The 11,612-nt window shown below is 65.6% G+C and carries 11 protein-coding genes; 10 read left to right on the top strand and 1 reads right to left on the bottom strand.

What is annotated here, in order from left to right:
* The first annotated feature begins 248 nt into the window (after nucleotides 1-248).
* From rluC to ACLB1G_RS14320, 4 genes are read left to right on the top strand one after another with little or no spacing between them, the layout of a single operon-like run.
* A complete protein-coding gene (gene rluC / locus ACLB1G_RS14305) occupies nucleotides 249-1,295 on the top strand; it encodes a 23S rRNA pseudouridine(955/2504/2580) synthase RluC (RefSeq protein WP_491628221.1) in 1,047 nt (348 codons plus the stop codon).
* 30 nt (nucleotides 1,296-1,325) lie between these two features.
* Nucleotides 1,326-1,985: an HAD-IIIA family hydrolase gene (locus ACLB1G_RS14310; RefSeq protein WP_491627893.1), complete on the top strand. Its 660-nt coding sequence runs from the start codon at nucleotides 1,326-1,328 to the stop codon at nucleotides 1,983-1,985.
* Nucleotides 1,985-2,356, top strand: a complete 372-nt coding sequence (locus tag ACLB1G_RS14315) for a Rieske (2Fe-2S) protein (RefSeq protein WP_491627894.1) — start codon at nucleotides 1,985-1,987, stop codon at nucleotides 2,354-2,356. The genes ACLB1G_RS14310 and ACLB1G_RS14315 overlap by 1 nt, the downstream gene beginning before the upstream one ends.
* Nucleotides 2,357-2,408: 52 nt before the next feature.
* Nucleotides 2,409-3,449, top strand: coding sequence for a S49 family peptidase (locus ACLB1G_RS14320; RefSeq protein WP_491627895.1), 1,041 nt, complete (start codon nucleotides 2,409-2,411; stop codon nucleotides 3,447-3,449).
* Between the two features lie 111 nt (nucleotides 3,450-3,560).
* On the opposite strand, the gene ACLB1G_RS14325 is transcribed toward ACLB1G_RS14320, so the two are convergent.
* The gene (locus tag ACLB1G_RS14325) at nucleotides 3,561-3,851 is read right to left on the bottom strand and encodes a hypothetical protein (protein WP_491627896.1); all 291 of its coding nucleotides are present in this window, start codon (nucleotides 3,849-3,851) and stop codon (nucleotides 3,561-3,563) included.
* A gap of 136 nt (nucleotides 3,852-3,987) precedes the next feature.
* Between ACLB1G_RS14325 and ACLB1G_RS14330 the strand changes: the two genes are divergently transcribed.
* From ACLB1G_RS14330 to ACLB1G_RS14355, 6 genes are all read left to right on the top strand, one after another.
* The gene (locus tag ACLB1G_RS14330) at nucleotides 3,988-4,704 is read left to right on the top strand and encodes a pseudouridine synthase (protein WP_491627897.1); all 717 of its coding nucleotides are present in this window, start codon (nucleotides 3,988-3,990) and stop codon (nucleotides 4,702-4,704) included.
* 126 nt (nucleotides 4,705-4,830) lie between these two features.
* Entirely contained in the window at nucleotides 4,831-6,012 is a 1,182-nt protein-coding gene (gene flhB, locus ACLB1G_RS14335; RefSeq protein ID WP_491627898.1) for a flagellar biosynthesis protein FlhB, read from the top strand.
* Nucleotides 6,009-8,123 carry a flagellar biosynthesis protein FlhA gene (gene flhA / locus ACLB1G_RS14340; RefSeq protein WP_491627899.1) on the top strand — a complete coding sequence of 705 codons (2,115 nt, stop codon included), beginning with the start codon at nucleotides 6,009-6,011 and terminating at the stop codon, nucleotides 8,121-8,123. Before flhB ends, flhA begins: the two co-directional genes overlap by 4 nt.
* A 44-nt stretch (nucleotides 8,124-8,167) precedes the next feature.
* The gene (locus ACLB1G_RS14345) at nucleotides 8,168-9,166 is read left to right on the top strand and encodes an RpnC/YadD family protein (RefSeq protein WP_491627900.1); all 999 of its coding nucleotides are present in this window, start codon (nucleotides 8,168-8,170) and stop codon (nucleotides 9,164-9,166) included.
* Nucleotides 9,167-9,376: 210 nt separating this feature from the next.
* Entirely contained in the window at nucleotides 9,377-10,795 is a 1,419-nt protein-coding gene (flhF, locus tag ACLB1G_RS14350) for a flagellar biosynthesis GTPase FlhF (RefSeq protein ID WP_491627901.1), read from the top strand.
* Nucleotides 10,788-11,612 (top strand): MinD/ParA family ATP-binding protein, encoded by an 825-nt coding sequence (locus ACLB1G_RS14355; RefSeq protein ID WP_491627902.1) that lies wholly within the window; start codon nucleotides 10,788-10,790, stop codon nucleotides 11,610-11,612. The genes flhF and ACLB1G_RS14355 overlap by 8 nt, the downstream gene beginning before the upstream one ends.

Consider the following 11,612-nt stretch of genomic DNA (forward strand, 5'->3'; position numbering starts at 1 on the left):
GCCAGCCCCAACTCTTGATTGGGCTGGCCGGTGTGTATCCTTACTATCCAAGCATTCCAATTCTTCAATCCTGCACGCCCTCCGATGGCAACTGCGGTGCGACCTGGAAGCGGGCAGGAAGGTGCGTATACATTTTTCCTCTGAATTTGCAATTTGGCGAGGCCAGTGGAGACGCCCCTGTGTAAAATATGCTCTTCTTCTTACACTTGCCGCAGATAGAACCGCAGCGAAACAATTATATATTCAAAATGAAGGACTTAGAGAGATTTTCTGGAAGAGCCAGGCAAACGGCATTGCAAAATGACCCCGCCCGGCCTTCGAACCCGGTCCTGCCGCAAGCCCAATTCGTTACCATTACTGAAGAAGAAGCTGGCCAGCGCATCGACAACTACTTGTTGCGCGTTTGCAAAGGCGTGCCAAAAAGCCACGTGTACCGCATCCTGCGCTCGGGCGAAGTGCGGGTCAACAAGGGCCGCATCGACCAGCTGTACCGCCTGTCCGAGGGCGACGTGGTGCGCATCCCGCCCGTGCGCATCGCTGAGAAGGCGGCCGGCGCCATCCACGTGCCGGCGGCCGAATTCGCCATCATTTTCGAGGATAGCCATTTGCTGGTGATCGACAAGCCGGCCGGCGTGGCCGTGCACGGCGGTTCCGGGGTGTCGTTTGGCGTCATCGAGCAGTTGCGCGCGGCGCGCCCGGACGCCAAATTCCTGGAACTGGTGCACCGCCTGGACCGTGAAACCTCGGGGCTGCTGTTGTTGGCGAAGAAACGTTCTGCCCTGACCAGCCTGCACGCGCAGATGCGCGACGGGGTCACCGACAAGCGCTACCTGACCCTGGTGGCCGGCGACTGGAAAAATGCCCGGCAGCATATCAAGCTGCCCCTGCACAAGTATACGACTGCCGATGGCGAGCGCCGGGTGTCCGTCCAGGCGGACGGCATGCCCTCGCACACGGTGTTCAGCCTGCTGCGCAAGTACCGGGACTTCGCCCTGCTGGAAGCCGAGCTGAAAACCGGGCGCACCCACCAGATCCGCGTACATCTGTCATCGTCTGGTTTTCCCATCGCAGGCGACGACAAATACGGCGATTTCGCCTTGAACAAGGCGCTGCAGAAAGCCACCGAAGAGCGCGGCGCGCTCAAGCGCATGTTCCTGCACGCGCACCAAATTACCTTCGAGCATCCCGACACCGGTAAAAAAATGACACTGAACGCGCCGCTAGCCGCCGAATGTGAGCGATTCTTGGTAAGCTTGGGGAAACCTCTTACTCATATAGCAGCGACCCATCATTAAGGAGCCGGCGGCGCGGTGCGGCCGGGATACATGGCAAGAAAGCAATTTGATTTAATCGTCTTTGATTGGGATGGTACGTTGATGGATTCCACATCAACGATCGTGAAGTGCATACAGGCGGCCGCGCGCGACCTGCACTTGCCGGTGCCGCGCGACGACGTGGCCGCCCACGTCATCGGCCTGGGCCTGCATGAAGCCATGCAGGCCGTGCTGCCCGAGATCGATCCGGCCATGTATCCGCGCATGGTGGAGCGCTACCGCTACCACTTCCTGTCGCGCGACCATGAGTTGGCCCTGTTCCCCGGCGTGCGCGAGATGCTGCAGGAATTGTCGCAGGATGGTTATTTCCTGGCCGTGGCCACCGGCAAGAGCCGGGTCGGACTGAACCGCGCCATGAACGACGTCAAGGTGCTGTCCCTGTTCGACGCCACCCGCTGCGCCGACGAAACCTTCTCCAAGCCGCATCCGGCCATGCTGCAGGAATTGACCCGTGAGCTGGGGCAGGACATGCGCCGCACCCTGATGATAGGCGACACCACCCATGACCTGCTGATGGCCAGCAACGCCGGCGCCGCCTCGGTGGCGGTGCAGTACGGCGCCCATCCGCCCGAGCTGCTGGCCGGCTGCAGCCCGCTGTACTCGGCCACCACCGTGGCCGAGCTGCACCGGTGGCTGAGCGAGCATGCCTGATGGATGGCGATGAAATCCTGATCTGCGCCGCCGGCCAGCTGGCCGACGGCGGCAAGGGCGTGCGTTTCCCCGTCACGGCGGGCGGCGAGGACGCCACCGCCTTCGTGGTGCGCCACGGCGGGCGCGCCTACGCCTACCTGAACCGCTGCGCCCACGTACCGATAGAGCTGGACTGGGCCGAGGGCGAATTCTTTGAGTCTGGCAAACAATTCCTGATGTGCTCCACCCACGGCGCCATCTACACGCCCGAGACCGGGGCCTGCGCCGGCGGTCCCTGCCGAGGCGGCCGGCTGCGCTCCATCGCCGTGAGCGAGCACGACGAGCAGGTGTACTGGCTGCCGGACGACTATGTACGCCCGGTGCGCGCCTGAGACAGGACCCAGCCAGGCCTGATACGCCGAATTTACCAATAATAGACAGATCATGAGCGACGATACACGCGATGAGCGCAGCGACCAGCCCAGCGGCAAACAGCCTGCCGAGGCGGCCCCTCCCCAGCCGGAGCGGCGTGGGGCCGCCGTGCCCGGCAACTGGGAGCGCGAGGTGCTGGAAAAGCTGGTGTTCGCCACCTTGCAGGAGCAGCGCGCCTCGCGCCGCTGGGGCGTGTTCTTCCGCTTCCTGACCCTGCTGGTGGTGGTGATCGGGCTGGCGGCCTATTTCGATTTCAGCTGGCCCGGCGGCGACTCCGAAGTGCTGGGCCGCCACACGGCCTTGATCGAGATCGAGGGCAGCATCGAATCGGAGGGCAGCGGCGCCGCCTCGGTGGTGATACCGGCCCTGAACAAGGCCTATTCGGACAGCGGTTCGGTGGCGGTGGTGCTGCACATCAACAGCCCGGGCGGCAGCCCGGTGCAGGCCGGCATGATCGTCGACGAGATCAACCGCCTGCGCAAGGGTTACCCGAACAAGCCGCTGTACGTGGTGGTGGACGAGATCTGCGCCTCGGGCGGCTATTACATCGCCTCGGCGGCCGACCGCATCTATGTGGACAAGGCCAGCATCGTCGGCTCCATTGGCGTGCTGATGGATGGTTTCGGCTTTACCGGCATCATGGAAAAGGCCGGCGTCGAGCGCCGCTTGCTGACGGCGGGCGAGAACAAGGCCTTCATGGATCCGTTCAGCCCGCTGACGCCGCAGCACCGCCAGTACGCCCAGGCCATGCTCAACGACATACACCAGCAATTCATCCAGGTGGTGCGCCAGGGGCGCGGCAAGCGTCTCAAGGAGAGCCCGGAAATCTTCTCCGGCCTGTTCTGGACCGGGGCGCGCGCCATCGACCTGGGCCTGGCCGACGCCTACGGCACCGTGGACAGCGTGGCGCGCGACGTGGTCAAGGCCGAGGACATCGTCGACTACACCCAGCACGAAGGGCTGCCGGAGCGGGTGCTGAAGAAGTTCGGCGCCGCCATGGGCGCAGGCGCCGTCAAGTCCGCCATGGAAGGGGTGAAGCCAGCCTTACGCTAACGAGGTTGGCGGATTGATTAACCTTATCAATACAGTCTTGTTTTGCCTTGCAAGCCGCGCCGGGTGGACTATAGTGGTGGTGTAGTTTGCACGGCAAAAATTTGTACGGCACTACTTGGCCGCATCGTTCATGCGGAGCAGAGTGAATTTCAATTCCTCGTCAGTAGCCCCATCCCGGGGTTGAGAACAGCGGCGCAATGCCGCTGTTTTCGCTGGCACGGGAGGCACGGCCTTGAAGCCGCCCGCGTCCAGCCAGGCGACAAAATCCCGGTTGACCTGTTCGTGCCAGCGGGCCTGGGGACTGGCATCCGGCGTGGCGCTGTCGCGCCAGCGCGCCACCGCCTGCTGGGCGAGATGGGCGGCGGCCTTGGCGCGGGACAGGCTGTTTTTGAGGGTATGCATTTGGTTGTATTCCTAAAAATGATTAGGCCGATTCCTAATGGTGTTTCAGTCTATCAATGGAAAATCCGGCGGGTTTGATCTGCGTCAATAGTGCAGCCTGCTGGCTGGGCTTGCGGCCATCCTGTAAAATCCTGCCATGAGTAAATTATCGCTAGACCGCATCCTGCAATCGCAGGGATTCGGCACCCGCAAGTACTGCCGCGCCCTGATCGAGGATGGCGATGTCAGCATCGCCGGCATAGTCCAGGACAATTACCGCTCTACCGTCGAGACCGACGGCCTGGTGCTGACCGTGTTCGACGAGGAGTGGGTGTACCGCGAACACCTGTACATTGCCCTGTACAAGCCGGCCAACTATGAGTGCTCGCGCAAGCCCAGCCACCATCCCGGCGTGCTGACCCTGCTGCCCGAGCAGTTCAGCTGGCGCGAGGTGCAGCCGGTGGGGCGCCTGGACCACGACACTACCGGCATGCTGCTGATGTCGGACGACGGTCCCTTCATCCACGCCCAGTCCTCGCCCAAGCGCCACGTGCCCAAGGTGTACCAGGCCACTACCGCCGAGCCGGTGACCGATGCCCTGGTGGCAGCCATGCTGGGCGGCGTGCAGCTGCATGACGAGCCGGCCCCGCTGGCGGCCCTGGTGTGCGAAAAGCGCGGCGAGCACCAGCTGGAAGTGGTGCTGGAGCAGGGCAAGTACCACCAGGTCAAGCGCATGCTGGCGGCCGCCGGCAACCACTGCAGCGCGCTGCACCGCTCCGCCATCGGCGGCCTGACCCTGGCCTCGCTGGGGCTCAAGGAAGGCGAGTGGTGCTACCTCACTGACGAGCAATTGGCCCTGCTGGCCCCCGCCTGATCCCGTGCTAAATTGCTCCTCGGAATCAACGAGCAAACCCCTAAACACCGCCGTATTCCACTGATGCCCGTCCCGGCCCCGCCGGGATAATGGCAGGGTTGACCATAGTGGGGCATGGAGCGGTAGATGGCAGAAGACAGCGACGCAGAAAAGACCGAACCGGCGTCTCAGAAGCGCCTCGAGCAGGCGCGTGAGGAAGGCGACGTTCCCCGGTCGCGGGAAGTGGCGACGTTTACCGTGCTGATGGCGGCCGGCGCCGGCCTGTGGCTGACCGGCGGCGGGCTGATACGCGAGCTCTCCGCCGTGCTGGTGTCGGGGCTGTCGCTGACCCCCGCGCAAGTATTCGATTTCGACGTGCTGATGCGGCGCATCACGGTGGACGTGGTGCACGTGCTGCTGGCCTGTTTGCCGCTGGGCGTGGCCGTGATGGTGGTGGCGCTGGCCTCGCCGCTGCTGGTGGGCGGCTGGCTGTTCAGCGCCAAGTCCTTCATGCCGCGTTTCGGCAAGCTCAATCCCATGACCGGCATTGGCAACATGTTCTCCACCAATTCGCTGGTGGAGCTGGTCAAGGCCGTGGCCAAGACCATCCTGGTCGGCTTCGTCGCCTACCTGGTGGTGATGCGCCAGAAGGATGCCGTCATGACCCTGGCGCTGGAGCCGCTCAAGCTGGGCACGGTGCACCTGCTGGACATGCTGGCCTCCAGCTTCCTGTTCATCGTCGGCGCCCTGGGCGTGATCGCGCTGCTGGACGGCCCCTACCAGATCTGGCACTACGCCAACAAGCTGAAGATGACGCGCCAGGAGCTGATCCAGGAATCCAAGGAATCGGACGGCAATCCGCAGATCAAGGCCAAGATCCGCCAGCTGCAGCGCGAGATGGCCAAGCGCCGCATGATGGCCGACGTGCCCACCGCCGACGTGGTGGTGACCAACCCGACCCACTACGCGGTGGCGCTGAAATACGCCGACGGCTCGCGCGGCGCGCCCAAGGTGGTGGCCAAGGGCACCGACGAGGTGGCGGCCAAGATCCGCGAGATCGCGCGCGAGCACCAGGTCGCCATCCTGGAAGCGCCGCCGCTGGCGCGCGCCCTGCACAAGCATACCGAGATCGGCGACGAGATACCGGAAGGCCTGTACGCGGCCGTGGCCGAAGTGCTGGCCTATGTCTACCAGCTGCGCGTGTACAACAAGCGCGGCGGCAGCCGTCCGGCCGAGCCCAAGAAAGTCGATGTCCCGGCCGAGCTCGACCCCCTGAACCCGGCCGCGGCCAAACAGCCGCCCGGCATGAATAATGGAGCACCCGCATGAACGCCCTCAGCAATGTAAAACTGCCACCCTGGCTGCAGGGCCTGGCCAAAGGCGCCAACCAGAGCCTGGCCGCGCCTGTCCTGATCATCATGCTGCTGGCGCTGATGATACTGCCGCTGCCGGCCTTTTTGCTGGACCTGTTCTTCAGCTTCAACCTGGCCCTGTCCATCGTGGTGCTGCTGACCAGCTTGTACACGGTCAAGCCGCTGGACTTCATGGCTTTCCCCACCGTGCTGCTCATTTCCACCATGCTGAGGCTGTCGCTGAACGTGGCGTCCACCCGCGTGGTGCTGACCGAGGGCCACACCGGTCCGGACGCGGCGGGCAAGGTGATCGAGGCCTTCGGCCACTTCCTGATCGGCGGTAACTACACGGTTGGTATCGTGGTGTTCGTGATCCTGACCATCATCAACTTCGTGGTGGTGACCAAGGGCGCCGGCCGTATCGCCGAGGTGGGCGCACGCTTCGCCCTGGACGCCATGCCCGGCAAGCAGATGGCCATTGACGCCGACCTCAACGCCGGCCTGATCGGCGAGGCCGAGGCCCGCAAGCGCCGCAGCGAAGTGGGCCAGGAAGCGGAATTCTACGGCGCCATGGATGGCGCCAGCAAATACGTGCGCGGCGACGCCGTGGCCGGCATCCTGGTGACCGTCATCAACGTGGTGGGCGGCCTGCTGGTCGGCATCATCCAGCACGACATGGCGTTTGGCGACTCGGTCAAGAACTACACCCTGCTGGCCATCGGCGACGGCCTGGTGGCGCAGATCCCGTCGCTGATCATTTCCATCGCGGCCGGTATCGTGGTGTCGCGCGTGGCCAGCGAACAGGACATCGGCAGCCAGCTGGTGGGCCAGCTGTTCGGCAAGCCCGAGGTGCTGTACATCACGGGCGGCATCATTGCCGGCCTGGGCCTGATCCCCGGCATGCCCAACCTGGTGTTCCTGCTGCTGGGCGGCCTGATGATAGGCTCGGCCTACCTGATGACGCGCCGCCGCACCCAGGCCGCCGAAGCGGCCGAAGCGGCGCCGGAAGCGCCGCCGCCGGCCGCCGCCAGCGAGCAGGAGGAAGCCACCTGGCAGGACGTGCTGCCAGTCGACACCCTGGGCCTGGAAGTGGGCTACCGCCTGATCCCGCTGGTGGACAAGAACCAGGGCGGCGAGCTGCTCAAGCGGATCAAGGGCATACGCAAGAAGTTCGCGCAGGAGGTCGGCTTCCTGGCGCCGCCGGTGCACATCCGCGACAACCTGGAGCTGAAACCCTCGGCCTACCGCATCACGCTCAAGGGCGTGGAGGTCGGCGCCGGCGAAGCCTTCAACGGCCAGTACCTGGCCATCAACCCGGGCATGGCCAGCGGCACGCTGCCGGGCCTGTCCACGGCCGATCCGGCCTTCGGCCTGCCGGCCACCTGGATCGAGGCCGGGCTGCGCGACCAGGCCCAGGGCATGGGCTACACGGTGGTGGACGCCGGCACCGTGGTCGCCACCCACCTGAACCACCTGATCACCACCCACGCGGCCGAGCTGCTGGGCCGCACCGAGGTGCAGCAGTTGCTCGACCACCTGGCCAAGGAATCGCCCAAGCTGGTGGAGGACCTGGTGCCCAAGATGGTGTCGCTGTCGACCCTGCAGAAAGTGCTGCAGAATTTACTGGCCGAAGGGGTGCACATCCGCGACATGCGCTCCATCATCGAGGCGCTGGCCGAGCATACCGGCCATACCCAGGACCCCAACGACCTGACCGCGCTGGTGCGCATCGCCCTGGGCCGCGCCATCGTGCAGCAGCTGTTCCCGGGCAGCGGCGAGCTGTCCGTGATGACCCTGGACAACCGCCTGGAACGCTTGCTGATGCAAGCCCTGGCGGCCAGCGGACCGGACGGGGCCGGCATCGAGCCTGGCCTGGCCGACACCATTGCCCAGCAGGCCCAGCAGGCCGCCGCCCAGCAGGAAGCGCTGGGCCTGACGCCGGTGCTGCTGGTGCCGGGACCGCTGCGCGCGCTGCTGTCGCGCTTCCTGCGGCGCGCGCTGCCGCAGCTGAAAGTGCTGTCGCATGCGGAAATCCCGGAAAGCAAAACCATACGGGTGACGGCGCTGGTCGGACAGCAGCCGGGCTGACGCAAGTCTACAGCCGATGGCGCCATGCGGCCTACACTGGCCGCATGGCCACCCCGAACGACGACTACGACACGCCCTGGAAGCAGGCGCTGGAGCGTTACTTCCCCGAATTCCTGGCGTTTTATTTTCCCGCCGCCCACGCGGCGGTGGACTGGTCGCGTCCGCACGTTTTCCTGGACCAGGAACTGGCCCGCTTGCGGCGCGCCCGCGGAGGCAAGCGCATCGTCGACAAGCTGGTGCAACTGCCCATGCTGGACGGCGCCACCTCGTGGGTGCTGGTGCACGTGGAAATCCAGGGCCGGCGTGAACGCCACTTTGCCGAGCGCGTGTTCACCTGCAACTACCGCATCTATGACCGCTACCGGCGCCCGGTCGCCAGTCTGGCGGTGCTGGCCGACGCCGGACCGGGCTGGCGTCCCGGTGCGTTTGAATATGCGGTGCTTGGCAGCCGCATGCGGCTGGATTTTTCCGCAGTAAAGCTGCACGACTATGGCGCCGACCTGGACGCCTTATACGCCGATCCGAATCCGTTCGCGCTGGTCACTGCGGCGCATTTGCTGACCTGGCGTACCCGTGGCCAGGTGCACAAGCGGCGCGCGCTGAAATGGCGGCTGGCCAAGCTGCTTTACCAGCGCAACTGGGACAAGCAGCGTATCATCGACTTGTTCATGGTGATAGACTGGATGATGCAGCTGCCGGATGAACTGGAACAAAGGATCTGGCAAGGCATCGGCATTTTGGATAGGAGAACGATCATGCCATACGTCTCGTCGGGGGAGCGCATAGGCCGCAAGGCCGGGCGCGAAGAAGGGCTGAAGGAAGGCAGGCAGGAAGGACGGCAGGAAGGACGGCAGGAAGGACGGCAGGAAGGACGGCAGGAAGGGCAGGCTCAGATGCTGTCGGCCTTGCTGGAACGCCGGTTTGGCGCGCTGGATGAGGCGCTGCGGCGGCGCGTCGCCAGCGCCGGCACTGACGAATTGCAGCGCTGGGCGCTTAATTTTGTCGGCGCCGCAGCGCTGCAGGATGTGTTCCGCGACGCCTGACGTTCGAGGCCTGGCGCATGGCGCCGGAAGCGCGCCGAAATGAAGCCGGTTTCCCCGCCTGTTCGCCGCATGGTTTCTTTGATGCATCGTCAATAATGGCACTGTCAGAGCAGAGCGTCCCGTGTCGAGGCCGCCGCTCACGCTACAGGAGTCGATGATGATGGCCACCATCCAGCTTGCACGCGCTGCCCGCACCACCGGGAGCCGGCCATGAACGTGAAAAAATTCAGCGCGCCCACCTCGCGCGAAGCGCTGCGCAAGGTGCGCGACGCGCTCGGCCCCGACGCCGTGATCCTCTCCAACCGCCAGGCCGACGGCGTGGTGGAAATCCTGGCCCTGGCCAATGACGACGCCGCCTCTCTGGCGGCGCCCGCGCCGCACTCGCCCATGGCCGCGCCGCAGCCGCGCCTGGACCTGCGCGAGGAACCCGTGCTGGGCCGGGCCATGGAGCCGCTGCTGGAACCGCAGGCGGCCATGCCGCGCATGCCTCAGATGCCGGCGCAGCCGCAGCGCCGTGTAGTGGCCTCGCATGCTTCGTATGCCGGCGCCAGTGCCGCCGCCGCGCCGGCCCAGCCGCCGCGCGCTCCCGCCGCTCCGTCCTTGGACATGGAGCGCATCTCCGCCATGGTGGCCGACGCCGTGGCCGGCGCCAAGCAGAACGCCGTGGCCGAAATGCATGGCATGATGAACGAAATCCGCGCCATGCGCGGCATGATGGAAACTCAGTTGGCCGAAATCGCCTGGGGCTCGGCCCAGGCCCGTGAACCGCACAAGACCGCCGTGCTGCGCGAGATGCTGGCGGCCGGTTTCTCCGCCAGCCTGGCGCGCTACCTGATAGAGAAACTGCCAGCCCGGCGCGATGGCGATGAGGCCCTGCGCTGGATCAAGACCGTCCTGGCGCGCAACCTGCAGGCCATGGCCAACGAGGAAGCCCTGATCGAGCGCGGCGGCGTGTTCGCCCTGGTCGGTCCGACCGGCGTCGGCAAGACCACCAGCACCGCCAAGCTGGCCGCGCGCTGCGTGATGCGCCACGGCCCCGACAAGCTGGCCCTGATCACCACCGACGCCTACCGTATCGGCGCCCACGAGCAGCTGCGGATCTACGGCAAGATCCTGGGCGTGATGGTGCACTCGGTGAAGGACGAGGCCGACCTGCGCATCGCCCTCAAGGAATTGAAGAACAAGCACACCGTGCTGATCGACACGGTGGGCGTGAGCCAGCGCGACCAGATGGTGGCCGAGCAGGTCTCCATGCTGCAGGGCGCCGACGCTCCTGTGCAGCGCCTGCTGTGCCTGAACGCCACCGCCACCCAGGACACCCTCAACGAAGTGGTGCGCGCCTATCAGGGCAGCGGCCTGGCCGGCTGCATCATGACCAAGCTGGACGAGGCGGCCGCGATCGGCAATGTGCTGGACGTGGTGATACGCCACAAGCTCAACCTGTTCTACGTGTCGAGTGGGCAGCGGGTGCCGGAAGACCTGCACCTGGCCGACCCGGCCTGGCTGGTGGAGCGCGCCTTCAAGCTGCGCAGCAGCCACGGCGGCGCCAGCCAGTACCTGGACACCGAATTGCCGCTGCTGATGGCCGGCGCGGCCGACCCCGCACTGCGCGAGGTGCACCTTGGCTAACTTCGATTTCGACCAGGCCGAAGGCCTGCGCCGCATGCTGGCGGGGCCGCAGCCGCGCATCGTCACGTTCCTGTCCGCCACCCCGCAGGACGACAAGGGGGCCATGCTGGTCAACCTGGGCGCTTCGCTGGCGCGCGCCGGCAACGAGGTGCTGCTGGTGGACGCCTGCGCCAGCGCCCACGGCGTGGCCAGCCGCCTCGGTGTCGATGGCGGCCACAGCCTGCTGCACGTGGCGCGCCAGCAGTGCGCCCTCAACCAAATCATCCATGAAGTGCCGCAGGGCTTTGCCGTGGCGTCCATGACACGCGGGGTCAAGCCGGCCGGCGCCGACGACACCCGCCGCCTGGCCAAGGCCTTCGACGTGCTGGCCAAGCAGAGCGGGGTGGTGCTGGTGGACGGCGAATTCGACGGCCAAGCCTTCCCGGTGCCGGTCATGGCCAGTTCCGAGATCGTGGTCCAGGTGTCGAATAGTGCTACCTCGATCACGGCTGCGTACAGTATGATCAAGCGTTTGAACCAGGAGCTGGGGCGGCGCCCGTTCGGCATCCTGGTGACGGGCGCTTCCGAATCCGAGGCAGAAGTGGTATACGATAACATGGCGCAAGCGGCAAGCCGTTACCTGGCTGTCAACCTGGTATCCATGGGATCGGTGCCGGCCGACGAATACCTGCAGCGCGCGGCCCGCCTGGGGCGGGCCGTGGTCGATGCTTTTCCGCTGGCCGGTGCGTCGGTCGCGTTTCGTCAACTGGCGGGCCGCTTTGCGCTGGCCGGCTCGCCTTCATTCCGTACGGGGAGCGGCAACCAGTTCAGTGCTTAA

This window comes from Duganella kummerowiae (assembly GCF_053572355.1).

Bases quoted from the DNA above. Each gene is read 5' to 3' on its own strand.
- ACLB1G_RS14345 (WP_491627900.1), top strand. From the start codon at position 8,168: ATGGCCACCCCGAACGACGACTACGACACGCCCTGGAAGCAGGCGCTG.
- ACLB1G_RS14320 (WP_491627895.1), top strand. From the start codon at position 2,409: ATGAGCGACGATACACGCGATGAGCGCAGCGACCAGCCCAGCGGCAAA.
- rluC (WP_491628221.1), top strand. From the start codon at position 249: ATGAAGGACTTAGAGAGATTTTCTGGAAGAGCCAGGCAAACGGCATTG.
- ACLB1G_RS14325 (WP_491627896.1), bottom strand. From the start codon at position 3,851: ATGCATACCCTCAAAAACAGCCTGTCCCGCGCCAAGGCCGCCGCCCAT.
- flhB (WP_491627898.1), top strand. From the start codon at position 4,831: ATGGCAGAAGACAGCGACGCAGAAAAGACCGAACCGGCGTCTCAGAAG.
- ACLB1G_RS14315 (WP_491627894.1), top strand. From the start codon at position 1,985: ATGGATGGCGATGAAATCCTGATCTGCGCCGCCGGCCAGCTGGCCGAC.
- flhA (WP_491627899.1), top strand. From the start codon at position 6,009: ATGAACGCCCTCAGCAATGTAAAACTGCCACCCTGGCTGCAGGGCCTG.
- ACLB1G_RS14310 (WP_491627893.1), top strand. From the start codon at position 1,326: ATGGCAAGAAAGCAATTTGATTTAATCGTCTTTGATTGGGATGGTACG.
- flhF (WP_491627901.1), top strand. From the start codon at position 9,377: ATGAACGTGAAAAAATTCAGCGCGCCCACCTCGCGCGAAGCGCTGCGC.
- ACLB1G_RS14330 (WP_491627897.1), top strand. From the start codon at position 3,988: ATGAGTAAATTATCGCTAGACCGCATCCTGCAATCGCAGGGATTCGGC.